General features: G+C 40.0%; 25 protein-coding genes and 1 pseudogene. 18 read left to right on the top strand and 8 right to left on the bottom strand.

Annotated features, from left to right (window positions below):
- Positions 1-217 precede the first annotated feature (217 nt).
- Both DKM50_09730 and DKM50_09725 read right to left on the bottom strand, forming a co-directional pair.
- Positions 218-1,297: a 6-phosphofructokinase gene (locus DKM50_09730; GenBank protein PZM78985.1), complete on the bottom strand. Its 1,080-nt coding sequence runs from the start codon at positions 1,295-1,297 to the stop codon at positions 218-220.
- 154 nt (positions 1,298-1,451) lie between these two features.
- Entirely contained in the window at positions 1,452-2,048 is a 597-nt protein-coding gene (locus DKM50_09725; GenBank protein PZM78984.1) for a hypothetical protein, read from the bottom strand.
- An 80-nt stretch (positions 2,049-2,128) separates the two neighbouring features.
- Between DKM50_09725 and DKM50_09720 the strand changes: the two genes are divergently transcribed.
- Positions 2,129-2,830, top strand: a complete 702-nt coding sequence (locus tag DKM50_09720) for a hypothetical protein (GenBank protein ID PZM78983.1) — start codon at positions 2,129-2,131, stop codon at positions 2,828-2,830.
- Positions 2,831-2,851: 21 nt separating this feature from the next.
- Here DKM50_09720 and DKM50_09715 read toward each other — a convergent pair whose 3' ends face one another.
- The 3 genes from DKM50_09715 to DKM50_09705 all read right to left on the bottom strand — a co-directional run bounded on the left by DKM50_09715 (position 2,852) and on the right by DKM50_09705 (position 6,502).
- A complete protein-coding gene (locus tag DKM50_09715; GenBank protein PZM78982.1) occupies positions 2,852-3,256 on the bottom strand; it encodes a hypothetical protein in 405 nt (134 codons plus the stop codon).
- Between the two features lie 78 nt (positions 3,257-3,334).
- On the bottom strand, positions 3,335-5,101 hold the full coding sequence (locus DKM50_09710; GenBank protein ID PZM78981.1) for a hypothetical protein: 1,767 nt from the start codon (positions 5,099-5,101) through the stop codon (positions 3,335-3,337).
- A 123-nt stretch (positions 5,102-5,224) separates the two neighbouring features.
- Positions 5,225-6,502, bottom strand: a complete 1,278-nt coding sequence (locus DKM50_09705) for a hypothetical protein (protein ID PZM78980.1) — start codon at positions 6,500-6,502, stop codon at positions 5,225-5,227.
- A gap of 170 nt (positions 6,503-6,672) precedes the next feature.
- Here DKM50_09705 and DKM50_09700 point away from each other — a divergent pair, with 170 nt between their 5' ends.
- The 3 genes from DKM50_09700 to DKM50_09690 are packed head-to-tail and all read left to right on the top strand — an operon-like array spanning position 6,673 to position 9,429.
- Positions 6,673-8,739: a heavy metal translocating P-type ATPase gene (locus tag DKM50_09700; protein PZM78979.1), complete on the top strand. Its 2,067-nt coding sequence runs from the start codon at positions 6,673-6,675 to the stop codon at positions 8,737-8,739.
- A gap of 13 nt (positions 8,740-8,752) precedes the next feature.
- Positions 8,753-8,962, top strand: coding sequence for a hypothetical protein (locus DKM50_09695; GenBank protein ID PZM78978.1), 210 nt, complete (start codon positions 8,753-8,755; stop codon positions 8,960-8,962).
- Between the two features lie 14 nt (positions 8,963-8,976).
- Positions 8,977-9,429, top strand: coding sequence for a hypothetical protein (locus DKM50_09690; GenBank protein ID PZM78977.1), 453 nt, complete (start codon positions 8,977-8,979; stop codon positions 9,427-9,429).
- 116 nt (positions 9,430-9,545) lie between these two features.
- Here DKM50_09690 and DKM50_09685 read toward each other — a convergent pair whose 3' ends face one another.
- Positions 9,546-10,001, bottom strand: coding sequence for a hypothetical protein (locus DKM50_09685; protein PZM78976.1), 456 nt, complete (start codon positions 9,999-10,001; stop codon positions 9,546-9,548).
- Between the two features lie 185 nt (positions 10,002-10,186).
- Here DKM50_09685 and DKM50_09680 point away from each other — a divergent pair.
- The 7 genes and pseudogenes from DKM50_09680 (at position 10,187) to DKM50_09650 (ending at position 18,639) form a co-directional block, all read left to right on the top strand.
- A pseudogene (locus tag DKM50_09680) lies at positions 10,187-10,438 on the top strand (hypothetical protein).
- A gap of 178 nt (positions 10,439-10,616) precedes the next feature.
- Positions 10,617-10,958, top strand: a complete 342-nt coding sequence (locus tag DKM50_09675; protein PZM78975.1) for a hypothetical protein — start codon at positions 10,617-10,619, stop codon at positions 10,956-10,958.
- Between the two features lie 14 nt (positions 10,959-10,972).
- Positions 10,973-12,232 carry a hypothetical protein gene (locus DKM50_09670; GenBank protein PZM78974.1) on the top strand — a complete coding sequence of 420 codons (1,260 nt, stop codon included), beginning with the start codon at positions 10,973-10,975 and terminating at the stop codon, positions 12,230-12,232.
- Between the two features lie 244 nt (positions 12,233-12,476).
- Positions 12,477-12,878: a hypothetical protein gene (locus DKM50_09665; GenBank protein ID PZM78973.1), complete on the top strand. Its 402-nt coding sequence runs from the start codon at positions 12,477-12,479 to the stop codon at positions 12,876-12,878.
- Between the two features lie 56 nt (positions 12,879-12,934).
- Positions 12,935-14,185 carry a hypothetical protein gene (locus DKM50_09660; protein PZM78972.1) on the top strand — a complete coding sequence of 417 codons (1,251 nt, stop codon included), beginning with the start codon at positions 12,935-12,937 and terminating at the stop codon, positions 14,183-14,185.
- Positions 14,186-14,206: 21 nt separating this feature from the next.
- The gene (locus DKM50_09655) at positions 14,207-15,460 is read left to right on the top strand and encodes an efflux transporter periplasmic adaptor subunit (protein PZM78971.1); all 1,254 of its coding nucleotides are present in this window, start codon (positions 14,207-14,209) and stop codon (positions 15,458-15,460) included.
- The gene (locus tag DKM50_09650) at positions 15,460-18,639 is read left to right on the top strand and encodes a CusA/CzcA family heavy metal efflux RND transporter (GenBank protein PZM78970.1); all 3,180 of its coding nucleotides are present in this window, start codon (positions 15,460-15,462) and stop codon (positions 18,637-18,639) included. The genes DKM50_09655 and DKM50_09650 overlap by 1 nt, the downstream gene beginning before the upstream one ends.
- Positions 18,640-18,687: 48 nt before the next feature.
- On the opposite strand, the gene DKM50_09645 is transcribed toward DKM50_09650, so the two are convergent.
- Together DKM50_09645 and DKM50_09640 are read right to left on the bottom strand one after the other, a co-directional pair.
- Positions 18,688-19,062 (bottom strand): CoA-binding protein, encoded by a 375-nt coding sequence (locus tag DKM50_09645; GenBank protein ID PZM78969.1) that lies wholly within the window; start codon positions 19,060-19,062, stop codon positions 18,688-18,690.
- Positions 19,063-19,215: 153 nt separating this feature from the next.
- A complete protein-coding gene (locus DKM50_09640) occupies positions 19,216-20,682 on the bottom strand; it encodes a glycosidase (GenBank protein ID PZM78968.1) in 1,467 nt (488 codons plus the stop codon).
- A gap of 486 nt (positions 20,683-21,168) precedes the next feature.
- Here DKM50_09640 and DKM50_09635 point away from each other — a divergent pair, with 486 nt between their 5' ends.
- The 7 genes from DKM50_09635 to DKM50_09605 all read left to right on the top strand — a co-directional run.
- A complete protein-coding gene (locus tag DKM50_09635; GenBank protein PZM78967.1) occupies positions 21,169-21,552 on the top strand; it encodes a hypothetical protein in 384 nt (127 codons plus the stop codon).
- 52 nt (positions 21,553-21,604) lie between these two features.
- Positions 21,605-22,159, top strand: coding sequence for an NUDIX hydrolase (locus tag DKM50_09630; protein ID PZM78966.1), 555 nt, complete (start codon positions 21,605-21,607; stop codon positions 22,157-22,159).
- Positions 22,160-22,265: 106 nt separating this feature from the next.
- Positions 22,266-22,826, top strand: a complete 561-nt coding sequence (locus tag DKM50_09625) for a hypothetical protein (protein ID PZM78965.1) — start codon at positions 22,266-22,268, stop codon at positions 22,824-22,826.
- Positions 22,827-23,187: 361 nt separating this feature from the next.
- Positions 23,188-24,339: a hypothetical protein gene (locus DKM50_09620; protein PZM78964.1), complete on the top strand. Its 1,152-nt coding sequence runs from the start codon at positions 23,188-23,190 to the stop codon at positions 24,337-24,339.
- A gap of 109 nt (positions 24,340-24,448) precedes the next feature.
- Positions 24,449-24,730 (top strand): transcriptional regulator, encoded by a 282-nt coding sequence (locus tag DKM50_09615; GenBank protein PZM78963.1) that lies wholly within the window; start codon positions 24,449-24,451, stop codon positions 24,728-24,730.
- Positions 24,731-25,010: 280 nt separating this feature from the next.
- Positions 25,011-25,553: a transposase gene (locus tag DKM50_09610; protein ID PZM78962.1), complete on the top strand. Its 543-nt coding sequence runs from the start codon at positions 25,011-25,013 to the stop codon at positions 25,551-25,553.
- Positions 25,554-25,670: 117 nt separating this feature from the next.
- Positions 25,671-26,291: hypothetical protein (locus DKM50_09605; protein PZM78961.1), on the top strand; the 621-nt coding region annotated here is incomplete at its 3' end.

Below are 26,291 nucleotides of genomic sequence, written 5' to 3'. Positions count from 1 at the left end.
AGAAGTACATTAATTCTTGTTGAACCGCCGTATACGGAACCGTACGTACGGTGGTGTGAGAGGTCGGTAGGTGAATTAATCACCTACCTCCTACTCGATACCCGCCCAACGACGATTCTGCACTTTTTTTCGTTGTCGCCCCTCCAAGGAAGGGACCGAGAACAAGCTAATAACGAAATTTGTTGAGTGGGTAAAAACCTGCTTAAATTTAAACAGTTCAAATTCCGAAACTTACGCCTGTATCTAGTGCAGCTTTTATTAGTGGGTTATCGGTAGTGACGAGCCGAAGTTTTGAGGCTACTTCTTCAAGTGGGATACTTACTATTCTATTGTTGCTGAGGCTGACCATTGTTCCGAACTGTTCTTTCTGGGCTAGATCAACTGCTCCGGTGCCGAACTCAGTGGCTAGTATTCTGTCATAAGCTGTAGGAGTGCCACCTCTTTGTACATGGCCTAGCACGGTGGCCCTGGCTTCGCTGTCTGTGGCATCTTCTAATTGTTGGGCCAGCAAATATGAAACGCCGCCGAGTCTTATAGGTTCCATGCTATCCTTGACTATTTTTCTTACAAAATATCCTTTTCCTTCTTCGTGAGCGCCTTCTGATACTACAACGATCGTGAACGTTTTCCCGGTGTTTTTTCTTTCTATAATTTTTTCTATAATTTTTTCCAGATTATATGGGAACTCAGGAAGCAGAATAATATCTCCACCACCGGCGAGACCGCTAGAGAGAGCTATCCACCCTGCATATCGTCCCATAACTTCTACGAGCATAATCCTATGATGGGCCTGTGCTGTCGTATGAATTCGGTCAATTGCCTCTGTTGCTATGGATACAGCTGTATCAAACCCGAATGTCTGGTCAGTGCCATAAAGATCATTATCAATTGTCTTTGGTATCCCGATTACCGGAAGGCCTTTTTTGAATAATTTGTATGCGATGCCTTGCGTACCATCTCCGCCAATTGTAATGAGAGTATCGATACCGAGATCACGGACATTTTTTATGGTTTGTTCTGATACGTCAACAGGTTCCAATGCCCCGGGTTTATAGTAGCTAAATGGATCTCCTTTGTTTGATGTGCCAAGGATCGTGCCGCCTCTGGTTATTATTCCTGATGCGCTTTTTTCTGATAGTTGAGTGTACCTGTTTTCTATAAGGCCAAGAAGTCCGTCATGAAATCCGAAAACTTCCCAGTTATGACAATAGATAGCTTTTTTTGCTATAGCTCGAATAACCGCATTAAGTCCGGGACAGTCTCCTCCAGCTGTTAGAATGCCGATCCTTTTTGTCATGTTCGCACTTCCTTTATGGTCAGGTGTATAGCAATGAATGCCTTTTTTAATAATTAGCTCTGTATTATGTAATAATATGCATACAAGCAATAATATTTTAACAACAATCTAAACATTAATTGTAACACGCCGTCAAGGATTAAATAGCTTTGTACTAATGGGATTCTTTATTTTCCAATTTCCACAAATATTCGTATACAATATCACTTATGACAAGCTGCGCTAGGTGAATAAATGTAGTAGTTATCGAGTCGTCATCAGGATTGTAGAGGATCGTAAACTTAAATGCTACGCCTAGATATGATTTGAATTTTTCAGTGAAGATAGCCTCTTCAAAATATTTTTTTGCCTTGGTTTTTTCAAGGTTAAGCTTGTATAGATTAGTATAAATTAATCGTAATAATATGTATTTTTCTTGTTCCTTTTTCTCTTCATTGTCTGTATTGAGTATCTTATGAGCCTGTGAGAGTATCTCCTCTTTTTTTATAAATGCGACATAATCAAATGGCATATTGGTTATATTGTAAAAAGAATAATTTTCTAGCGTTTCATTTAATAAGTGGTCCACCATTACTTGACCCATAATTTCCTCCTTTATTATTCCACTGTCTTTACTTATAATTATTATAATTTGGCTTGGAATAACTATGTTGTTAGTATAAGCCGGATATCTATTTATTTTCAAGATTTTTTTTAGATAATTAAATTCTTTTGAAATAAAAAAATAGAATATCGATAAAAATTGTTGCAACAATTCTGTTCTATTTACGATACATTAATAAGAACAACTATAACAACTCTTAGAGGTCTCTTAATAAAGAGGTAACTACAGTGATTACAGAAATTAATAGCCTAAATAATAGAATTAATTATAATCCAAACAGAACGTATGGACAGTTAACTCCTGCAAAAGATAACTCAAGGGCCAAACAGGAAGATACCGCTCGTACAGCAACTGAACAGGGATATATACAATCGTATACAGTTCATATCGATGATAACAAAAATCTTAAAATATTAGAATCAAATGAAAGCCCAGAATCCACTATAAAACCGGCCAGGATTGCACTGGACTCTACTTTGGTTGTTCAGTTTTTGCCGTTTGTTGCTATACAAGGTGTTGGTTCTAACAGTGTTGGCGGTGTAAGAACTCCCTATGGAAATGTAATTCACATATCAGCAGCTACCGTTAAAGATTCATCGAGTGCTGAGAGTTATGTTATTCAAGGTGATTCTGGAAATATTATTTATGTTAGCCCAAGTTCTCAAGATAATCGGATTAGTGTCGATCCACTTCGTACGCAATTAGAATCGAACTTTCTTTCTAACAAAGGGAACCCTAAATTATTGATTGCTTCCTTGATTAATAGTGCAAGAGGAATCGGAATCCAGGTACCGGATAAATTACTTTCAAAGCAAGAAACACTGGAGTTAATCGATAAAATGATGAAGAAGATTGATAAATTAACTGGTAGCAACTCTTCTAAGGATGAAGCAACGAAAGTCTTGAATTTAATATCAGAACTTATTTAACAATTAAATTATATGTTTGTTTTAATTCTTTTTTGTTACTTTTTGTACGAGTTCACTTAGTTTGTCTTTGTCAAAAGGTTTTCGAATATATCCCTTTGCACCATTTTTAATAGCAGTAATGACAGAGTCTTGTGATCCTTCCGTGCTCACAACTATGGCAGGTATTTGTTTTGACTTGAGCTCTGCATCGTTATTTATCTTGATCAATAAATCCAGCCCGCCCATGATCGGCATATTGAGATCGGTGATAATCAGGTCGAGGTTTTCTTTCCTGATAATATTTAATGCATTGATACCATTGTCTGCTTCGTATAAATAACCTATGCTTATTCCTGTTGCTATCAGCAGATTCTTTATTACTGTCCTCATCGAGCGAGAATCGTCAACTATGAGAAAGTTTAATCCTCCAGGGTTAAATAATGTCATATTTATGCCTTTCTGTAAAACTACTATTAAGTATAGCTTTTGACTGAAAAAAACTCAATTGCCTTGTTATATTTAAAGCTAATAAAGAGAACTGTCATTGTTTAATCTAATCAATGAATAGGCCTTAACAACTTCTTGTTTCCCCTTAAGCGTAAGCTCTTGGATGTCTCCGACTTCAATACTGTTCTTTGTCATCTGATATGTGGTATCAGCTATTAAACAGCCTTGCTCATTTGCTTGTTTTTGAAGCCTCTCGGCAATGTTTACCTTATCTCCAATCATTGTATAATCGAGGCGGTGTTTTTCGCAACCGATATTACCAAGGATTGCTTCTCCTGAATTAATTCCGATGCGGATTGAAATTGCTTCGAATGAACTTTGGTTGAATATTTCTAAGGCGTCGAGCATCGCAAGCGCTGATTTGACCGCATCCAGTGCGTCTTTTTTCTTGTCGCCGGAATCAAATCGCGCAACGATAGCATCTCCAATAAATTTATCGATTATCGCATCGTATTTTAAGAGAATATCTACCATGCTTTGGAAGTAGTTATTAAGTAATAAAACAATTTTTTGTGGATCAAGGCGTTCGCACTTGGTGGAGAATTCGCAAACGTCACTAAACAAGATCGTAATGAATTTTTCCTGCGGTTCGATATTTCTACCATGCTCGATCTGCTCTTGGACAGTAGCAAACGTATCCGCCGAAATATATTTAGCGAGTGTTTTTTGCTCTTTTTTCGTTTTGGCATCGCTGATCGCTTTTTTTATGGTTTTTTGCAGGTCTTGTGTGTTAAATGGTTTTGTTAAATAACCGGATACCTCAAGAAGCTCTGCTTTTTTCAGATCAGTTTCAGAGTTGCGGCTGCTGATCATTATGATAGGAATGTCTTTGGTTATATCATTGTTTTTCAGCTCACTGCAAAATCCCCATCCGTCCATCACCGGCATATCATAATCGGAAGTTATGATATCAGGTTTTTCTTTGAGGGCTACTTTTAATCCTTCTTCTCCATTTATCGCAGTTATAACAATAAAGCCCAACTGTTTGAACATTTTTGATATGAGGTTGCGAATAACGATGCTGTCATCAACGACTAAGGCTTTTTCTTTCCTCCCTCGAAGCGGAGAAATTATTGAGGCTATTTTTTTTAAATTATATTTCGATTCATATGGAGGCAAGAGAATTTCGTGTGCGCCTGCCTCAAAGCATTGCTCTACCGTTTTTGCATCGTTTTGAGGAGAAAGGATCGCTAACGGTATATGAAGGAACAGTTTAGAGCTTTTAATGGTTTTACAGAACTCATAGGCTGAGATATCATCGATTTCCAGATCACACAGTATCATGTCCGGGAATTGGTTTTTGGTTACTTCTATCCCTTTTTGTCCGCTTTTTGCTACTATCAGACTAAAGTTAGAACCCTTTAATGCGTGATAGAAATTAGAGCTTTCGTTTTCTTTTTTGCTCACAATGAGCAGCTTCTTCGGAAGATTCAGTGCATAACGGAGAATAGATTCCAGGTGTGTTTGGTTGAATGGGATAGGAAGGAATGCATCCGCACCTATCTGGTAAGCAAATTCGGCTCCTTCTATTCTCACGGCATTAACAATGATATAGGCTTCTCCAAGGGTTTCATCTTCTTTTAACTTCGTGATGAGGTTCTCTTCCGCTTCTTCTATTATGCTTGCTTGAAGAAAGATAATCGAGGGCTTCGCTTCTTTAAGTTCCTCCATAAGGTTAGAAAGATTTTTCATGACCACAGGTTCGATATTGATATCAAGGCAGGTATGACGTATAGTTTCGGTAATAACAATGCTGAGTGCAGCGATATAGGCTTTAACGGACATTTGTATACCTCGAATAATAAAACTTGATTTTACTGTGAATCAGTAATATATATAATAATAGCAAAATATAAATTTTGATGTCAAAATAATCCATCAGACAGTGTCTAGCCCAGGTAACGCAATTTAGAGCCTCAGTCCTGTGTAGAAAGCAATGGATAGTGGTGCTTGTCCACCATATACCTCGATAAGCTTTTTAGGCAGGATGCTGACTCCAATAGAGCTGCCAACCTGCCACTTCATATTATTCCACGTTATCACATCATACGCATATCCAAGGGTTGCTTTATGGACAATATAAACTTCCTCTGAACGTGGGTCTTCCGGCAGGAATAGCTCATCTTTTTCTACCCGCTCAACCCTGCCGAATATATAATGCCTTTGATTAAGTTGAGTTGTAGATTCAAGCAGAAACGCATCTGTATCACTTCCAGGGATTTTGTTGTTTCTACCCCAGGCAAATGTCGTCTGGATATTTCCTTGCTCTATTGGATAGTTATGGATGACAGAAAAAGTTGTGCGGTTGATATCTGTATCCGGCTCTAACTGCTCAGGTTTAGTAAGATGCCCGGTGCTAACTTGAAATGCCCATTGCGGTGATGGATTAAATGATAATCGTGTTGAATAAGAGTCAAGCCGGGGAGTTTCTATGTCCCAACGGTTTTCATCAGGCTCTTTCCCACGAAATGACGATACTTCAAGTTTGAGACTATCAAGAATATATCCAAGAGTAATAACCCCGAAGGTGATATGTGTGGAGTCCAGCCAATGGTGAGATATCGGTGCTTCCGGTATATAGGTTCCGGAGAAACGGTCTACATAGACTGTAGGTCCTAATGCTGGCTCACCAACTGGTGCCAGGTACACAAAAATCGAGTTGTTTGATTGTAACTGTAAAGAATAGGTCAACGCTAACTCCATAAACAAATCATGAGGATGTTGCCGGTCAATAAGTGGAACTCTCCCATCTGGAGTTTCACCAGTCTGCAAGAGAAGAGGGTATCCTCTGGGACCTTGAGTTGGGTCAAGGGAGAGCATCCCTTTGAACCCAAGTGTGCTACTGCCAGACATTTTATGTCCCATGAGCATGAACATGCTGGAGCTATATAGTTTTTGGTTTCCACGTTTACTCCCTTGATTTGTGTAGTTACCATTGCAGAATCCCATTATCATTAGATTCCAGGGATTATTCATCAGGTGATACCCGCTTATAGGCGTTGAGTCAGGCTGCCAGCTGGTACCGGAAGAATCCCGATCCGCCGGATATGCTCCAAACATACTCTGCCTCGCTGACATCCCAAGCATAGAAGGCATGTCTCCGGTATCATGCATTCCTTCATGTTGAGCATAAGAATTGGATGTTAATGTAATAATTATAAAAATAATAGACAAATAATGTTTCATGCGAATCCTCGGTGAACAGTCATAATAAAACGGTATTTGTCACATATTGCCGGGCTGTAATATAGGTAATATCCGCAGATTTGTAAAGCAGGCCTGAAATGCCTTAATTCACTAGTGTTGACAATCTCAAGTACTGAAGTAATATGCCCTCATAAATCAAGGAGGAACGTATGGCTGAGCACCAGCATGGAGAACACGATCAGCACATGCACCATGACATGAACCAGGGGATGAAAGACCGCCGGCAGGCGAACATGGGCCATACAGGAAGTGGGCATTCTCATCATGCCATGATGATTGCTGATTTTAAGAGACGCTTTTGGATCTCGTTAGTTATAACTATCCCGATTTTGATACTCTCTCCTGTTATTCAGCAGTTTCTCGGGGTGGGGACCTCGCTACGGTTTACGGGAGATATGTACCTCCTGTTCATTTTCTCATCTATAGTCTACTTTTATGGGGGATATCCCTTCTTGAAAGGTTTAATCGATGAAATAAAGATAAAGCAGCCAGGAATGATGACACTCGTGGCTGTGGCAATTACAACAGCCTATCTTTATAGCAGCGCAGTAGTTATGGGACTGATGGGTGAGGTGTTTTTCTGGGAACTGGCTACTCTGATAGATATTATGCTGCTTGGACACTGGCTGGAAATGAAATCAATTATGGGAGCATCCCGTGCTCTGGAAGAACTTGCACGGCTTATGCCATCTGATGCACATAAGGTCATGCCTGACGGAAGTACACGGGACGTACCTCTTAGTGAGCTAAAACTAGCAGACAAGGTCCTGGTAAAACCTGGGGAAAAGATACCGGCAGATGGCAGTGTCATCGAAGGAATAACTTCGGTTAATGAGTCTATGCTGACAGGTGAATCTAATCCGGTTAGTAAGGGCACCGGCGCTCAGGTTATTGGAGGGGCTGTGAATGGAGAAGGGTCTGTCACTATAGAAATACGGAAAACCGGAAAAGATTCTTTTCTTTCTCAAGTTATTAAGCTGGTAAACGAGGCGCAACAGAGCAAATCAAAGACACAAGACCTCGCTAACCGAGCAGCTATGTGGTTAACAATCATAGCTCTTGGAGGAGGACTTATTACGCTTCTGGTATGGACAATCTTAATAAAAATGAATTTTGGCTTTTCACTCGAAAGGACTGTTACGGTTATGGTAATTGCGTGTCCCCATGCGCTGGGACTTGCGGTACCTCTGGTTGTTGCTGCTTCCACGGCAATAGCTGCGCGGAATGGGCTGCTTATTAGAAATCGTATTGCATTCGAAAAAGCACGAAATATTGAGGCAATCATCTTTGATAAGACCGGGACCTTAACTCAGGGAAAATTTGGGGTAACCGATACTGTAGTCATAGATAAACGTTACACCGCGCAAGATATTCTGCAATATGCTGCTTCTGTTGAGTCACATTCCGAACACCCAATAGCCAAAGGAATAGTTACTGCTATTAAGGATATCCCAACCGTTGAAGGGTTTAAGTCAATACCGGGGAAAGGTGCTCAAGGTCGTGTACAAGGAAAAACGGTTCTGGTCGTTAGTCCGGGGTATCTCAGAGAGAACAACCTGAAAGTAGATGCTCCTCAGATAGAAAAACTAACACAACAAGGAAAAACAGTGGTTTTTGTTATCATGGAGGAGAAGGTCGCAGGAGCTATAGCGTTAGCTGATATTATCCGGCCTGAGTCAAAGCAAGCCGTCACGGAACTCAAGAGAATGGGAATCCGCTGCCTGATGCTTACAGGAGATAACAGACAGGTAGCCAAATGGGTGGCTGAAGAGATCGGTCTCGATGAATATTTTGCTGAAGTTCTTCCACAGGATAAAGCCTCTAAAGTCAAAGAAATTCAACAAAGAGGACTAACGGTGGCTATGACCGGTGATGGAGTAAATGATGCTCCGGCGCTTGCACAGGCAGATGTCGGGATCGCTATTGGGGCGGGTACGGATGTTGCAGCAGAGACAGCAGATATTATTCTTGTACGTAGTAATCCGTTAGATGCTGTGGCTATTCTTGGTCTTGCACGTATGACCTATTCAAAAATGGTCCAGAACCTTCTATGGGCCACAGGGTATAACGTATTCGCTATACCGTTAGCAGCGGGGGTGCTGTATCGGTATGGTATTTTACTGACTCCTGCAATGGGTGCGGTGTTGATGTCAGTAAGTACCATCATTGTAGCTATCAACGCTACCCTTTTTAAAATGCCGGGCAGTCAAGTATGAAAAGGAGGTTGTTATGAAAACTCTGTTGTTTTTTCTGGTGTTACTACAAATTAGTAGTGCAACATATGCTCAAGGTCATGATTGTGGAATGATGGGATATTCTGGCATGGGGATGGCAGGAATGGGACTATTAAGTCTTCTTTACTTTGCTATTGCTTCTTTTCTCTTTGCTGTTATTTTCTGGCTCGTTTATAACTGGTTGGTAAAAGATAAAAAAATATAAAGGAGGAGCATGTTATGAAAAAAGGAATCAAATACTTATTAATATTAACATTAATAACAATGTCTATGTCGTATGTTGGGTATGCACAAGAGCACCAGCATCAGGCAACGGCAAATAGCACACAAGGCAGCTCATCAATGCAAGGCCGGAAAATGATGGGTGGTATGGGGATGATGTCCAGCGGGAATATGATGCAGGGCGATATGAAGGAAATGATGCATTCGATGATGCTTCAGGGGCCAAATAACGCAAAAATGTTAGGAGACTTCAAAACTCCGATCACTAAAGATGAGGGACTGGAAATTGCAAGGAGATATGTACTCTATAGTCGTAGTCAGTATCTTCAAGTGGGGGAGATTAAAGATAATCCTGACAGCTTTGACGTTCAGATAATTACAAAGAAGGAAAATGCAGTGGCAGCAGTATTGCATATAGATAAGAAAACAGGGTTTATATCAAAAGACTAATACCGAAATGTAGTTTTTGATGGCTGTTCGAACTCGCACTGTTATTATAAAAAAATATACTCTCGGTAAAATAATCATCAAAACTATTTTACCGGGAGTATAAAAAGAAACCTTATTTATTCTTTAACGATGAGGGCGCCATGCATATCTCCATGCTCTGACCCACAGTAAGTATTGCAATGGAAATGAAAACTGCCGGCTTTATTAGCAACGAATTCAACGAACTTTTCTTTATTTAAAGGCAAGTCCAAGTTGATTTTATAATCTTTAATTTTTATCCCATGGTCGCCCTGGCTACTTTTTGCGATCAGCCTTACTTTTTCCCCTTTTTTAACAACAATGGGATTAGGTTTGAATCCGTAATCAAATGCATTGACTGTGACTACCCGTACATTATTGCTGACTATCCCGGAATAGGTTGCTTTTGCTGGCGAAGCGGATTGCATGTGTTGATGGTCCATTTCTTTTTGGTTGCCCGATGCAAATGCAATAGAGACGAATAGTCCTAATATCGCTATGACGATATAAATTTTTTTCATAAGTGTTCCCCGATAATTCTTAATTAATACCATATCTCCAGACAAGGCGTGATGCTATTATGCAGCACATTTCTGCGAGTGTCAATTCAAGCATCGCAAGGGGTGCAGACGTATATTCTACATGCTTATTAGATGTATTCTCTACTGCATATAACAGAAAATACAGTTAGATGTGTTTTCCTTGCTATAATTAAATAAAAACTATAAAAAAGGACATTATGAGTAAATTAAATTGTTGGGAATTTAAAAACTGTGGAAGAGAGCCGGGTGGATGCAGAGTAGAAAACCTGGGAGTTTGTAGTGCAGCATTGGAATCCAGAATAAATAGTATTCATGATGGCCAAAACGGAGGAAGGGCTTGCTGGGCGGTTGCAGGGACATTATGTGGTGGCAAGGTGCAGGGAACTTCAGCGGCAAAGCTTCTTAGTTGTCTTGAATGTGATTTTTTTAAAAAAGTTCGCCAGGAAGAAAAAAGAAATTATTTTCCAGCTTATAAAATACATAAAATACTGGAGAATACGTATAAGAAGTAAAATATCCTTAAAAAAAATCACCGCGTAACTTTTCTGTAATCTCGTTCGTCTTTCTCTATATATGTGTTGCGGGTAGGCTATCTGCAAAAATTATTTACAAAGGAGTAATGAATCTATGAAAAACATCAAAATAATCGCTATCGCAGGGTTAAGTCTTTTAGCTACGACTTTTGCTTTTGCTGAGGGAAACGCTATAAAAAAGCTTAACCTATCCCATGAGCAGGCAAAAAAAATGAATATGCAAACTAAAGATCATCAGCACGACAACAGTATGCCGAACAAAGGCCATGAAGGAATGTCCGGTAGTCACAAGATGTCACCAGACCAGATGAAAAAAAAGGACCATATGGAGCATAATGGCAAAATGGAAACAAAAAGCGGAGGGCAGCCCAAGATGCAAAAACATATGAAGTCCGGTGAAAAAATGGACCATAGCGGTAAAGGCGGAATGATGTAAGTCTTAGCTCGGGAATGGAGAACACTGGCATGATCAAACACTTTCTACACGCTTCGTTCTTATTAATCCTGTTAGGAGCTACAGGCTTTAGTGCGGAATTAACCCCGATGATCGGTATCGGGGTTAATTCTAATAACAATCTGGACCAGACACGTAGCAATGCGTTGACAGGGCTAACAACAGGAATAAAAGCCGGGATTGGTTATTCAGAATACGTCAGCAGTGATCTGTTCTATAATATGGAGTATTTGTATCAGCGAAGCAACTATAGTCAGAAAGATTATGGAAGTCAGTCGGATAATTACTTTAATCTATTCGGTGAATATACTTTTAACCCTGGGCTAAGTATCGAAGGCTGGGCAGGATACGAAGCATTTTCTGATCAGATCTACAACAAAAACAACTATAATATGTTCTCTTTTAAACCAGCTGGTAACTATTATTTTTCTCCACAAACAAAAGCGGAGCTGTCCGGTGATTTAACGTATTCCGGTTTTCCCGTTAATAATGATTATCAAACATATAAAACTATAGGAGCAGCAGTTAATCATAATGTTAATGATCTTATAAACGGAACGGTTGGAGGCTTGGTCATCGGCAGCGATGGCAGTATTGCTAGTTCTAATTATACTGGTTATGAAATAGAAACGCAGCTGCATCTGATGCCAAACAACAAGAATAATTTTTTGCTGAAATATAAAATCCAGACCCTGGGTTATATCAAGAATTTCAATAATCGGAAAGATAACAAATCTTTCCTTGGAATTGATTACATTTACGATATCGCGGACTCATTGCGATTATTTACCGGAGTAGCCAGGATCGACAACAGATCAACTATCAGAGATTATGATTATTCCAACACTATAGCCTATGCCAGCATTGAGTGGTCCTGGAGTCTTGGGAATGTATATAATACTTCTGATTCATATGAAAAATTTCTTTACAACGCTGCCCTTCAAAACATCCAGGCCAAGAAATACGAGGAGGCAAAAAAACAGCTGCAAAAAGTATTGTTCTGGTCAGATTCGTTCGTAGATGCCCACTTCGAGCTCGGGTACATATTGAACGCTACGCAGCATTATAAGGAATCCTCAGTTGAACTTGAAAAAGTTATCACCCTTAATCCTGATTATTTAGGGGCTTATTACCTGCTGGGGTATGATTATATTCAGATCGGTGATAAAGAAAAGGCAAGGGACATCCTTACACGGCTTTATGAAATATATAAGGATGATAGTGTGAAAACAGCTTTAATGGAATTGAATAACTGATAGTAAATGTAAAAATTACCCTTTATTTGCGGGGAAAACTTGAAAGAGAAATTAATTTGTTACATACTGAATTAATAGTATAGAGGACGCAGAAGAAGTTAACGCACGAGGTGTTTATTCGGATGGTCAGAAATATCAGTGCACAACAGACTCCTGCGAAAGCATGGATTGCTCAAAATGAGTATTTGAATTAAGTTAAACCTGCCAGATTCCCTGACAGGTTATAAATAAAGGAGGGGTTTTTATGAAGAAGAGATTAATGTTTTCAATTGTAAGTATTTTGATACTGGCACTGCTTTCAGGTTGTGGGTTAAAAGGTGCAGGCTATAAAGTCGAACAACAGGCAGGTCAATATTCAGTTTCTTTTACGCTCGCGGGCAAGCCCGCAGTAGGTGATAATTATGCAACTGTAATTATTAAGGACGCAAACGGAGCAGTAGTTAGTAATGCGCAGGTACAAATAGATTATACAATGCCAGCCATGCCGGGTATGCCAGCAATGAATTATAATGCAGTAGCCCCACTAACCGGTAATGAATATACCGCGACGATTAACCTTCCGATGAGTGGTTCATGGAACATTGTAGTTAAATTCGCAGTCGGTGGACAAACTCAGAAAATTAATTTCAGCATAGATGCAAGGTAACATGACGATGGGTAGGGAACGGTCGTGACCGTTCCTTACAAAAAAAGGAATTAATAATGTTTAATAATCAAAAAAAATCCCTATATATGGTAATTGTTTTGTTTCAATTGCTGACAATAATACCGGTGCATGCAGAAACACCCGGCATTCAGGCTTTAATTAAAGAGGCGATAAACAACAATCCGGAGATACAAGCCCTGGAACTCAAAACAAAAGCTGCCGGACTACGTATCTCCCAGGAAAAAAGCCTTCCTGATCCCATGTTTATGATCGGGTATCAGAATGAAGGATTCAAAGCGCTGAATCTTGGAACTGCGCCTGACTCGGAGCTGATGTTTTCTCTATCGCAGACGTTCATCTCGTGGGGAATCACAGAGCTGAAAGGGCGGATGGCAGAAGTTGAACGTCAGTCTTTTGAATATTCCCTTGATAACCTGAGATTACAAACGGCAACTAACATTACAGAGCTTTATTTTGATCTTTTTCTTGTAAATAAACAGAGGGAGATCATTCAAAGCAAAAAAGATCTATTTGCAAAAATAGAACAACTCGCACTGTCTAGGTATGCATCGAATGCCGGCAAACAGGAAGAAGTTCTCATGGCCCAAGTGGAACAATATATGTTACAGGAACAACTCGAGATGTTAACCCGGACCAACCAGGCCAAAAATGCCATGTTACAGGCAGCACTGGGTAGGGATAATACAACAGATAACATTATTTCAGTGCCTGTAGAGATAACTGCAGTCAACGAGAGCGAAGAAAATCTTATGCAGCAAGCATTCTCAAATGCCCCGATGCTCAAAGAAAAACAAAGCATGGTTGAGTTTGGGTTGCTTAAAGCGGAAATGAGCCGCAGGGATTACTACGCAGATTTTACAGTTAATGCCGGCTATGTTTATAAGGGATCGATGGACCCCATGTGGAACCTGTCAGTCGCGTTCCCGCTTCCATTGTACGCAAACAATAAACAGGACGCGGCCGTAAAAGAGACAGGGCTGGATGTGGAAAGAGCAAAAAAAGAATTTGATGCTGCCCGGATTATGATCAGGGCTGGAATTAAAGATAATATGTCAATGATCACCGCTTCGGAAAAACTGATGATCCTTTATAAAAAGGGATTAATACCGAAGAACCGGCAGAGTTTTGACTTGATGCTGTCCGGTTACAGCACAGGGATGACTGACGCCATAACTATTATTTCTACACTCAAAAGACAAAAAGATTACGAGGAACAATACTGGGTACAGTTTGTTCAGCACGAAAAAGCTATCGCTAAAATAAAAGAATTAGCTGGATTATTATAATTGCTGAGGAGGTATGTAAATATGCTAACCAAGAGAAGAAGCCCTTATATAGCGATAGGCGTTTTTGCTATTATTTTAATAGTAATATCGGCTTTTTATTTGCCGAGTAATATGGGCAGCAATAAAACAGCAGATAGACAGAAAAACACTTCTTCTCAGCAGGATATGCCTGGAATGCCCGGCATGAAAGTGGAAGGGAATCAGAATCATCAGCATGGGATACCGCAAACATCCCAGCCGATAGAAGGTATGACCGAAACCCCGACAATAGAGATCCCAACAGATAAGCAGCAGCTTATCGGGGTCCGTACAGTTACCGTTGACATGAAAACCGTCACGAAAACCATTAGGGCAACCGGCAGAATTGAATATAATGAACAGAAGCGATATGTTGTTAATTCCAGGTTTGAAGGATGGCTGGAGAGATTAAATGCTAATTTTACCGGAAAATATATCAGAAGAGGTGACCCGATCGCAGAGATCTATAGCCCGGAACTACTGTCAGCGCAACAAGAGTATCTGAATTTGTTAAAGTGGCAACCGCAAAGCTCACCTTCATCAAATACCTATAGCGATAAAATTGACAGCATGATTACAAATGACACGCAGTCTGTGCTGCAAGCCGCTAAACAAAAATTGCGGCTCTTGGACATTTCAGACAGCCAGATAGAAGAGATTGCCCGCACCGGTGTACCAAGGCGCACTCTAACACTTTTCAGCCCGGTATCAGGTTATATTGCAGGAAAAAATATGTACCAGGGCCAGAAATTCATGGCTGGCGAAACTATAGTAGAACTTGCAGATTTGAGTACCGTCTGGCTTGTAGCTGATATTTATGCCGATTCTATCCCTGATATACGAGTCGGCCAAATGGCTGCAATCGATCTAATCTATTTCCCCGGCAGAATTTATAATTCATCAATTGATTATGTATACCCCACACTGGCTCAAGATACGAGGACTTTAAAGGTGCGGTTTACGATTCCTAATCCTGATATGCAATTAAAGCCGCAGATGTATAGTGATGTAACTTTAAAAGTAACCCTTGGCAGTAAGCTTGTTGTCCCGGAAGAAGCTGTAATCGATAGTGGAACTACGCAGCTTGTTTATGTCGATAAAGGTCAGGGGATATTTGAGCCCCGCAAAGTAATTCCCGGTGTCAAATCAGATGGAATGGTTGAAATCCTGGAAGGTCTTAAGGTCGGAGACAAAGTAGTCGACCATGCCACTTTTCTGCTGGATTCTGAAGCCAGACTTAAAGGGGTCGTGCAATAATGATAGCAAAAATAATAGAATTTAGTGCAAAAAACAGGTTTATTGTTTTTTTATTTGTCTTCTTTCTGATCTTATGGGGCTTTTGGACGATCAAGAGAATGCCGCTGGATGCACTCCCTGATCTTAGTGATACTCAGGTCATTGTCTATACTGATTGGGCAGGACGAAGCCCCGATCTGGTAGAAAGCCAGATCACCTATCCAATAACCTCCACACTTCTGGCTGCACCAAAAGTCCAGGCTGTCAGAGGGTACTCGTTTCTTGGCAGTTCATTTATATATGTAATTTTTAAAGAAGGAACAGATATTTACTGGGCCAGAAGCCGGGTCCTTGAGTACCTGCAAACCGTTAAAAGCAAAATTCCTCAGGAAGTTAATCCTGTGCTTGGCCCTGATGCCACCAGCCTTGGCTGGGGATTCTCCTATGCTCTGGTTGATAAAACAGGTAAATATAACCTGGCTGAGCTCAGGAGCATGCAGGACTATAAACTTAAGCTTGCATTGGAGAGTGTCCCGGGTGTATCTCAGGTTGCCAGTGTTGGAGGATTTGTAAAGCAATACCAGATTACAATCGATCCCCAGAAGCTTACTGCTTATAACATTCCTTTAAGCACCATTATGGAGGCCTTGAAAAAGAACAATAACGATGTTGAAGGCCGTGTAATGGAAATGTCCGGGCGGGAATATATGATACGTGGCCTTGGATATCTAAAAGGTGTCAACGATATTGGCAAAATTGCAGTTGGTTCCAGTAACGGCACACCTATATACCTGAGTGATGTTGCAGGTATTGCCCTCGGGCCTGAGATCAGGCGGGGAGTTACCGAACTCAACGGAGAAGGAGAAGCTCCGGCAGGAATAGTTATTGTACGTTTCGGAGAAAATGTCCTGAACGTAATTGAGCGGGTAAAAGAAAAAATAAAGAACGATATAGCGCCATCACTGCCAAAAGGCGTAGAAGTCGTAACAACCTATGATAGAAGCGACCTTATTCACAGGTCAATTGATACGCTTAAAGATGAAATTATCAAACTTTCAATTGCTGTGAGTATAGTCTGTTTAGTATTTCTGTTGCATCTACCCAGCGCACTGGTAATTATTCTGACATTACCTATTGCCATTATCATATCCTTTATTTTGATGTTCTATATGAACGTAACCTCTAATGTTATGAGCCTCAGTGGTATTGCTATTGCAATCGGTGCCATGGTCGATGCTTCTATTATTATGGTTGAAAATGCACACAAACGGCTGGAGGAATGGGAACACGGGGGCAAGGTTGGCGACAGGAATCAGGTCATTATTGATGCCGCTAAAGAAGTCGGGCCATCGCTCTTCTTTTCTCTGCTTGTTATCACCGTAGGATTTTTGCCTGTATTTACTCTTGAGGCCCAGTCAGGAAGGCTTTTTAAGCCACTGGCATATACAAAGACCTTCGCGATGTTGTTCTCATCATTTCTGGCTGTAACTCTGACCCCTGTGCTTATGACACTATTAATCAAGGGGAAAATCATACCGGAGGAGAAAAACCCGATCACAACGGCACTTCATCATATCTATGAACCGGCAGTAAAATTCTGCCTGAAATATAAAAGCTCAGTTATTGTTGCTGCTCTTATAATTATAGCTGTTACAGCGTTTCCTTTCCTCAAGCTGGGCACCGAGTTCATGCCTCCGCTTTATGAAGGAAGCTATCTATATATGCCTGTAACTGCACCGGCATTATCAATCCCCGAAGCAGGAAAAATATTACATCTGCAAGATAAGTTGCTCAAAAAGATCCCTGAGGTCGCACAAGTATTTGGTAAAGCGGGCCGAGCTGAGACTCCAACCGATCCTGCCCCGCCCGAGATGTTTGAAACTGTTGTCAATTTGAAGCCGGAGTTAGAGTGGCGGACTGGAATGACCGTGGACAAACTGGTCAATGAAATGAACACGGCAGTGAGCCTGCCTGGAGTTGCTAATTCCTTCACGATGCCAATTAAGGCCAGGATAGATATGTTAGCTACCGGTATCAGAACGCGGCTTGGGATCAAGATCATGGGCGCGGACCTCAACGTTATTGAAAAGTTGGGAATGGAAATAGAAAACACTCTCAAAACCGTTCCGGGAACAAGAAGCGTTTATGCTGAACGGGTCAGTACCGGATACTTTCTTGATATTAAAGTTAACCGGGACGCAATTGCCCGTTACGGGTTATCTGTTGCTGATGTTGAAGAAGTTATTCAATCATTACTAGGCGGAATGAATCTAACTGTTACCGTTGAAGGCAGGGAGCGTTATCCGGTAAATCTAAGATATGCGCGTGATTTCAGAGATGATATCGAACGGATCAAGAATATGCTGGTTCCGGTTATGCAGCGCAGTACGCCAGCTCAAGGTTCCGGCATGGGGATCAGCAATGCCACCCTTAATCAACCCAATAATCTCTTGCAGGTACCACTAAGCGAGATCGCGGATGTTCAGATCGTTAAAGGCGCTAACTCTATTAAGAGTGAAGCGGGACAGCTTGCTGCCTATGTTTATATTGATACAAATATCAAAGATCTTGGCGGATATGTAGAAAAAGCCAAAGCAAGGCTAAGTCAGCTAAAAATCCCTGAAGGATACTATACCGTGTGGAGCGGAGAATTTGAGTATATGGAAAGTACTCATAAAAAATTGATGGTAATGATACCGCTCACGCTTTTTATTATCTTTGTTTTGATATTTCTTAATACAAAGAGTTTAACAAAAACAATCATTGTACTTTTGGCTGTACCGTTCTCGCTTGTCGGGTCTTTCTGGTTGCTTTATCTGCTAGGGTACAATCTCAGCATCGCTGTATGGGTAGGTATAATCGCGATGGCAGGCCTTGATGCCGAAACCGGCATTGTCATGCTGCTCTATCTTGATATTGCTTATAATGATTGGAAGAAGGATGGACGGCTTAACACTAAGAAGGACCTGCACGAAGCTATTATGTATGGTGCGGTTAAGCGAATACGGCCAAAAGTTATGACTGTTAGCGTTATTATGGCTGGGCTACTTCCTATCCTCTTTAGTTCTGGCACAGGTGCAGACATCATGAAAAGGATCGCAGCTCCTATGGTAGGCGGAGTCGTTACCTCGACGATCCTGGAACTATTGATCTATCCAGCTATCTATATGATCTGGAAAGGCCGGAAACTGCCTGATTAATTATCAAAGTTTCACCTTCTTCGACCGGAATCCTGGCAGGTTAGAAGCTTAAAATTGTCCTGTTGATAAGAGAACCAGCGTACAGGCTTCCATACATTCTATCCCGCTGATCTTGAGTCTGGTTTTGATTTCCAGTGATTCGGTCCCGGGGTTAAAGATAACTCGTCTGGGACTTAGCTTAATAATATCCTCAATCATTGGGAGAAGGAGGGTAGGGTTGATATAGAGAGTGAGTGTGTCAATTTCGTCTTTGATATCTTGAAGCCGGGAAACAACAGCAATTCCGTCGATCTCTTTATATTTCGGATGGACAGGAATAATTGTATAGCCATTTGATTTTAGCCGTTGTAATGCCATATAAGAATAACGGCCGGGTTTATTGCTGGCGCCTAATATGACGATGTTTTTCTGCTTATTTATCATAATAATAACGGGACCTTTTCAAAAGGTAAATAATAGTTAACTCTATTATAGACTTAATTTTAGAAAGTTATACTAGATTATATTTTCCGGCTCTACTTTAACCCGGACAGTTTTTTGCGTTTTCAAAGAGAATTTGAAAATAGTCATCCGGGATTAACTGATCTTATTCTGTAATAAGCTTTCTAATAACGGTTTTACTGGTGTTGTAGCAATTTTGGACGATATATCTGAAATGCCGTAAGGGACTATGAGGTTGTCATTATGAATAAGCGCTCCGCAAGAATACAGGACATTGGGTACATAACCTTCTCTTTCTTGTTCGTTAGGGCTTAGCAACGGTGTTTTTAGCTGTGCAATGATTTTGGATGGGTTGTGAAGATCAAGAAGCTCAACGCCGATGCAGTACTTTCTCATTGGACCTACGCCATGAGTCAGTAACAGCCAGCCTTCCTCGGTTTCAATTGGAGACCCGCAGTTTCCAATTTGTATCAATTCCCATACTTTGGTCGGGGATTTGATCATGACCGGATTATCCCAGTAATAGATATTATCGGAAAAGAGAATGAACAGGTTTTCATTATCCTGTCTTGAAATCATAGCATATTTGCCATTTACTTTTCTCGGAAAAAGCGCCATTCCTTTATTCTGGGAAGCGGGACCGTTGAGTGTATTTATTCTAAAGGTGCAGAAATCTTTTGTTTCAATCATCTGTGGTAAGATTGTAAATCCATTATATGCAGTATAAGGAGCATAATAGGTAACTTCTCCTTTTTCATCGACAAACCGTACAAACCTGGCGTCTTCGATGCCCTTGGTTTCATTTGCTGTAACCGGGAATATTACCCTCTCGGATAACGAGTAATCAGGATCAAAAGAAATCTCATAATTCGATCTGGCAAACCATAAGAGTGTTTCGATGGATTTTGCTTGTATTGTGGTAAGTTCCTGTTTTGTTACATCGTCAATATATGCAAATAGTTCTTGCAGTGTGAACGTATTTGGCAGGGGTGCAAGCTGGTCATGGAATATATCTTGCAATATATCGTAGACTGAAAGTTCTTTTAATTTTGATATAAATGATTCCTTATCATAACTGATGCGAATCCTTTTTGCAGCTGCAACAAACCGGCTCACACCATGCATTACAACTTCTCCTTCTTGATTGATTGTTCCACTCCTGAACTCGATAGATGAGATATGTCCTTCCCCGGTAGCTCTAAGACTGACAATTATGTTGAGTTCTCCCGGCTTCAGGTTGTCCTGGTCGGGATGTACAACTATCGAGGGATTAAAGAGAGCAGCTGACTCAATAGAAAATTCCATCGTGAAATATGACCCGATTAACAGCTTTCTATTCCCGGAAATATATTTGGTATTCGAAATGAGCTGCTCGATTTTAGAATAGTTGTGCATAAGCGAGTCCTCGAATCCTTTGTGACGGTGGGCGAACTCAGTAAAGACTTCTTCGAGCTTTGCTTCGACTTCCGATTCACTTAATTTCAAAATCCTTTCTATGATGCCTTTCTGCCGGGATTCATCACCCATATGAAAGAACCTTGTTATTACTCTCGTGCTTGTTGGAACGAAAGTGGCGGTTTGTTTATAGATAGGAATATTCATTTATTTAAACACCTCGGAAAATTATTTTTGGAATTGAGCACTCGTTAAATAACGATATGTTTCGATTATTGAGCAGTCGGGAAGACGGGTGTATTATAGCATGATAAATAGTTTTGAAGAGGTCTGATTTTAAACGTTTTAAAGTTTGATATTTTATTGTAATTACAGTAAAAAATGATTGATGTTTTTGTGAATAATATTGATCTGTTTATATCTTTTATACGTGATGTGTATTAAAGCGTTGCTATGGAGGCAAAATATGTTTTTTAAATATACGATTTATTTATTTTAAAAACTTGATTATTTAAGAATGTTTGAAATTAATTGTAATAGATAAAGATAAAAATTAGCTGGAAATTAGTGATTTATGATATCGTATTCAGATAATATATAGTAAAAATATGTTTTCAAAATGTTATTTTTATGGTTAAATTAATATAGTAGCATTATAATTAATAATCAAACTGAAAAAATAAAAGGACTGAGATGATGAGGCAGTTAATATTTGTTGATGATAATGTAACATTGGTTCGTGTAATGGGAAAAGCATTGTCAACTAATTATCAAGTAAAGACCTTTATCCACCCTCGTGAAGCGCTTGTGTATATGGAAGATAATAATTCCGAGCTGGATGTTATTATCAGTGACTTCAAAATGCCGGGAATGAATGGGTTTGAAGTGCTGGCAAAGGCGAAAATGTTGAAACCAGAAACAATCAGGATTCTTTTAACCGGATATGCTGAAGAAGGCATTCTCGAAAATAAAGAGTTGTTCTGCGATGCCATTCTGGATAAGAACATCTGTAAGAGTACACAGGATATCGTCAATGTTATTGATAAACTAACATTAAAAAAACAAGAAACTCCTTAAATATTGTCCTTCGTATCAAATTCCTTTGTTGTTTCTTCCTATTGAGAATAAAATGGAAAACATTGAAGTTATAGATTATTCCGGAGAAAGTACCGGTGAAGTAAAAACGCGTAAGGCTATTCACAAAGATGGTGACTGGCATAGAACTGTTCACGTCTGGATTCTCAACGCAAACTGCCAACTCCTGTTGCAAAGAAGGCATCCTGGAAAACATTCTCATCCTGATACCTGGGATATTTCGAGCGCCGGGCATATTACTGCCGGAGATGGTAGCCTGAATACCGCAATAAAGGAAGTAAAAGAAGAATTAGGGATAGAGCTTCGCGAGGATGAATTGGAATATTTATTTACGGTGAAACAAACCGATGTTATGTCACACGGATTTGTCGATAACGAATTCAATGATGTATATCTGGTTGAAAAAGATATAAAACTTTCTAAAGTGCGCTGTCAAAAAGAAGAAGTTACTGCCGTTAAATATAGTGATTTTTTTGAACTTGAGAATTATATTAATAATCACGATCCCGAGTACGTTCCCCACGACGGGGAATACCAACTGTTATTTGAGTTGCTTCATAATAGATACGATGAAAAACTTAAGTCTTAATATTTTTGAACTATCCGTAAAAAGCTTTCGGAGTAATGTATCTTCAGGAAATCCGAATTGCCCGGAGATGTCATTGCAGGCATAGACAATTGTAGAAGGTAAGCCTATGATGCCGGCAGCTAATGAGAGGGGCAATTATATGAAAATAAAAAATATAGCAATAATAGGATTAGTTGTTACTGTTGCGATGTTTACTATGGCACTAACTGAAAAGCCGAATTCTTCCAATGCTTCAAAATCCAAACAGGTAGCAACGGGGTTTGATAGATTTAATCTTACTAACGCTGAAGGTACGGGCAAACAGAATGTCGGGGCTCTCATTTCCGGTAAGGCAGCGATTATCAACATTTGGGCTACATGGTGTCCTCCCTGTCGTGCCGAAATCCCGGACCTGGTTGAGGTTTACAATAAATATAAGAATAAAAACGTTGTTATTGTCGGAATCTCCGTCGATAGCGATAGTTCTAGCGTCAAAGCATTTGTCAAAGAAAATAAGATAACATATCCGCTACTCATGGATGATGGAAGCATTTCTGAAGAGTTCGGGGTGCGTGGTATCCCAACGACTCTCTTTGTTAACCGGAAGGGACGTGTCGTAAATAAAAAAGTTGGTTACGCTGACAAGCAGTTCTTTACGTCACAAGTGGAAGAAATGCTCAAGGAATAACAGGTTCAGAGCTTCTAGTAATTTTAACGGTTTGTGCTAAAATTACCACTCGAAAAAGAGATAATCTTATAGTCAAATTAAAGACAATATAAGTAACAGTAGCAAATTTTGATTGCGTTTTGTATTGTCTGCCATAAAGGCCTGGTTAATGACCGGGATATTTATCACAAAATAATCCATATTTATTGTATTTCATCAATACCATAGCGATTCTCATTTTGACATAGGTGATGATTAGTCCTGTGGAGTGAGATCATTGCTTATTATTAATACTGCATGTTCCATATGTTCATATTCGATTACTGATTGGTTATAGGAGTAGATAATAGCCCGTGCGAAACAAAATAAAAAAGAAGGCAACATGAAAATTGTACATTTGATTACTTCGTTTCAACTGGGTGGCGCTGAAAAAGTGGCAATAGACTTGTCACTTAAGCTCAAAGATCTGAACCATGAATGTATTATCGTTGCTGTTATGAAAAATCACACAGCTTTCGGGCAAACGCTTAAAAGTACCTTGAAAAAAAATAATATAAGTTTCCACGAGCTGGGCGTTAACAATTATTTTTTGAGTATAATCTCTGTTCCTTTGCAGTTGTTATCATTGCTTCGCAAGCTCAGTCCTGACATTGTTCACTCACACACAGAATTTCCTGATTTTATCCTGGCAAGCACACTTCGATTGAACAAACTTATGGGGGACAAAAAAATTTCTGTTGTCAGGACAATTCACAACACCGTGTTATGGCCAAAACGCAAACTATTTGCCAGAGTGACCGAAAAAATGTTCGTGAACGATGGCATAATTTTTGTTTCCAAAGGCGCGCAAAAAGCCTATTCTGATTTACGGAACAAACTGAGCCTGAGCATCAGTAAAAATGCAGCGCTTATTTATAACGGGATTGATGTGAAAGCCATAGAAAAATATGATAATCATACAAGTACTGAAGATATTGGCATTATCCTTGATAGCAATTATGTCAATTTTTGCTTTGCCGGCAGACTAATTGAACAGAAAGGCTTCGATGTCCTTGTAAAAGCCGTGAAACAGCTTCCGGCAAAATATCTTAAGAAAATCAGGCTCTACGTATTTGGAGCAGGCAAGCTTATTTCTTTACAGCACTATATCAAAGCGCACAATCTTCCTATCATTATTCATGACCCTGTTAATGACGTGCATAAATATTTCTCTCATTTCGACTATATTATTATGCCATCGCGATTTGAAGGCCTTGGTATGGTGTCTATTGAGTCTTTGGGTGCAGGAGTACCGCTGCTTGCTTCGAATGCCGAAGGACTCGTTGAGGCCCTCCCGGCAGATTGGCCATTAATTGTGCAGAATGAATCTGCATATGATCTTACAGCTATGATAAGAAACGTTATAGATGGTCTCTATGATCGGGAAATGCTGGCTAAAATGGGGAAACAGTTTATTAAAAGTAATTTTGATTTAAACAAATCTGTGAAACAATACGAAAAATTTTATTCTCAATATCTCAAAATGCGTAGCTGAATATACAAAATGTAAATGTTCGTATAAGAAAAAAAGCTAATTGTTACAAAAAATTATCTTTTTCATTATGAGATATACAACCTGGAGATAAACGAAGGGAGAAGAAGCTATGGTCATAAGTAAAAAAAATATTAGAATAGCTGAAGTGATTAAAGCATTAGGTCATGCTGTAAGATTCCAGATTCTGGCAGAATTATTAAAAGTTGAAAATGATTGTAATGTATCAACTATCCAGAAGATACTCAAGGTGCCGCAATCAGCATTATCACAGCATTTGACATTGCTGAAAAATAAAGGGTTCTTAAATTCCAGAAGCTATGGCGTGGAGCGGTATTATTTTATCAAAGATGCAAAAATAAAGACGTATATTCGAAATCTCCTTGCATCGTGAAATTACGTGGGGGCGCACCAATGTGTGCGCCCCTACATCGTTGTGATGCCGATACCCTTGAAACCCTCTATTAATTCCGTTTAATAAGATTGATTGATGTTTTACCAGGCATTGCTGCGTGGATGCTGTCTATTGTATTGGGGATTAATTGGCATTCCGTATTTCCGTACGGGCGCGCCGCTGGCACGCCCTAATTGCTTCGAACCACGACATATTTATTGTATAGGGCGTATCACCGACACGCCCCTACAACAAATTGATGAAACCAGGATAACGATATATGAACACAACCTATAATCCCGCAATTCACCATCGGCGATCAATCCGCTTACGGAATTATGATTACGGCCAGTTCGGATATTATTATGTCACGATATGTATCCATGAAAAACGTCATTTATTAGGCGAGATCGAAGATTACGAAATGCATTTATCGGAGATGGGGGCAATTGTAGAACTGGAATGGAAGCGATCGGAAGTAATTCGTAACGAAATAATAATCCATGATTTTGTTGTTATGCCGAATCATCTTCATGGGATCGTGCAAATAAATTGTGATTCCGTAGGGGCGAAGGGCCCTTCGCCCGTACATGATAGCCAAATTTGTATGAAACCACGATCATTATCATCATTGATTTCAGGGTTCAAAGCTGCCGTGACAACGCAATGCCGCCAGTCAGGCCACCCCGAATTCGCCTGGCATCGTGGCTACCATGAACGGATCGTCCGAAATGTCGACGAATTGTTCCAAGTTCGCCAATACATCCGCGCCAACCCAATGGAATGGGCAATTGCCGAGGAACCTGGGATGTGGTGTGGGTGAACGGCCGTTCGCCCCTACAATATGGCCCATCAAAAAAATCAGGCATCAAAAACACCCTGCAATAATGAATTAATAATTAACGATATATAAATATCCAAAAAAGGAGAAATAAAGAATATGAATAAGCAACTGAGTAAGACCATGATCAGAATATTGGGACTGTTTTGTGTGCTGATGGTAGTGGGGATGATGACGGGGTGCTCCAAGCCGGAAGGCGACAAAGAATACCAGTACAAGTTCCCGGCCTGGACACCTGATGGCAAGATCGTGGCTGTGCGGCGAACAATCGTAACCTATCCTGATGGTGGAGGATTTGGCGGTGGTGGTTATGGCGGGTACGAGGAATATCATCTGGTTAAGTTTAATGATGATGGGAGCGGCGAGCAGACAATAAAAGAAGTCGGCTCTGATGCCGGGTATATTTCGGTGTCGACTAGCAGCAATTATATTGGGTATGCGGTTAATAACTATATTAATATTATTGATTGGGGTGGGAATAAGGTAGACAATGTGACAACTAATGTTCCTTATTATTCTTATTTTGATTGGTCTCCTGATGAGTCAAAAATTGTATTTAATAATCTTACTGGGTTAGCAGTTATGAGATTGAGTAATCATCAAATATTGAAACAATTTGATAAGGGAGAATTTCCATCTTGGAAAAACCCAAATGGAATAGCCTTTATTTCTTCAGACCAAGATAGAGATTATTTATCAACAATTGATTCTACTTTAGAA

Source organism: Candidatus Margulisiibacteriota bacterium, from assembly GCA_003242895.1.
Classification (GTDB): Bacteria; Margulisbacteria; Riflemargulisbacteria; order GWF2-39-127; family GWF2-39-127; genus GWF2-39-127.
The sequence above is the reverse complement of the archived record's forward strand: the minus strand, read 5'-3'. Positions and strand labels throughout refer to the sequence as shown.

What these genes read in the sequence shown, in the direction of transcription:
- DKM50_09630 (PZM78966.1), top strand. Translation starts at nt 21,605, where the DNA reads ATGGAAAACATTGAAGTTATAGATTATTCCGGAGAAAGTACCGGTGAA.
- DKM50_09610 (PZM78962.1), top strand. Translation starts at nt 25,011, where the DNA reads ATGAACACAACCTATAATCCCGCAATTCACCATCGGCGATCAATCCGC.
- DKM50_09705 (PZM78980.1), bottom strand. Translation starts at nt 6,502, where the DNA reads ATGAAACATTATTTGTCTATTATTTTTATAATTATTACATTAACATCC.
- DKM50_09655 (PZM78971.1), top strand. Translation starts at nt 14,207, where the DNA reads ATGCTAACCAAGAGAAGAAGCCCTTATATAGCGATAGGCGTTTTTGCT.
- DKM50_09645 (PZM78969.1), bottom strand. Translation starts at nt 19,062, where the DNA reads ATGATAAATAAGCAGAAAAACATCGTCATATTAGGCGCCAGCAATAAA.
- DKM50_09690 (PZM78977.1), top strand. Translation starts at nt 8,977, where the DNA reads ATGAAAAAAGGAATCAAATACTTATTAATATTAACATTAATAACAATG.
- DKM50_09620 (PZM78964.1), top strand. Translation starts at nt 23,188, where the DNA reads ATGAAAATTGTACATTTGATTACTTCGTTTCAACTGGGTGGCGCTGAA.
- DKM50_09615 (PZM78963.1), top strand. Translation starts at nt 24,449, where the DNA reads ATGGTCATAAGTAAAAAAAATATTAGAATAGCTGAAGTGATTAAAGCA.
- DKM50_09695 (PZM78978.1), top strand. Translation starts at nt 8,753, where the DNA reads ATGAAAACTCTGTTGTTTTTTCTGGTGTTACTACAAATTAGTAGTGCA.
- DKM50_09675 (PZM78975.1), top strand. Translation starts at nt 10,617, where the DNA reads ATGAAAAACATCAAAATAATCGCTATCGCAGGGTTAAGTCTTTTAGCT.
- DKM50_09700 (PZM78979.1), top strand. Translation starts at nt 6,673, where the DNA reads ATGGCTGAGCACCAGCATGGAGAACACGATCAGCACATGCACCATGAC.
- DKM50_09665 (PZM78973.1), top strand. Translation starts at nt 12,477, where the DNA reads ATGAAGAAGAGATTAATGTTTTCAATTGTAAGTATTTTGATACTGGCA.
- DKM50_09710 (PZM78981.1), bottom strand. Translation starts at nt 5,101, where the DNA reads ATGTCCGTTAAAGCCTATATCGCTGCACTCAGCATTGTTATTACCGAA.
- DKM50_09660 (PZM78972.1), top strand. Translation starts at nt 12,935, where the DNA reads ATGTTTAATAATCAAAAAAAATCCCTATATATGGTAATTGTTTTGTTT.
- DKM50_09650 (PZM78970.1), top strand. Translation starts at nt 15,460, where the DNA reads ATGATAGCAAAAATAATAGAATTTAGTGCAAAAAACAGGTTTATTGTT.
- DKM50_09635 (PZM78967.1), top strand. Translation starts at nt 21,169, where the DNA reads ATGATGAGGCAGTTAATATTTGTTGATGATAATGTAACATTGGTTCGT.
- DKM50_09730 (PZM78985.1), bottom strand. Translation starts at nt 1,297, where the DNA reads ATGACAAAAAGGATCGGCATTCTAACAGCTGGAGGAGACTGTCCCGGA.
- DKM50_09625 (PZM78965.1), top strand. Translation starts at nt 22,266, where the DNA reads ATGATGCCGGCAGCTAATGAGAGGGGCAATTATATGAAAATAAAAAAT.
- DKM50_09640 (PZM78968.1), bottom strand. Translation starts at nt 20,682, where the DNA reads ATGAATATTCCTATCTATAAACAAACCGCCACTTTCGTTCCAACAAGC.
- DKM50_09715 (PZM78982.1), bottom strand. Translation starts at nt 3,256, where the DNA reads ATGACATTATTTAACCCTGGAGGATTAAACTTTCTCATAGTTGACGAT.
- DKM50_09670 (PZM78974.1), top strand. Translation starts at nt 10,973, where the DNA reads ATGGAGAACACTGGCATGATCAAACACTTTCTACACGCTTCGTTCTTA.
- DKM50_09685 (PZM78976.1), bottom strand. Translation starts at nt 10,001, where the DNA reads ATGGTATTAATTAAGAATTATCGGGGAACACTTATGAAAAAAATTTAT.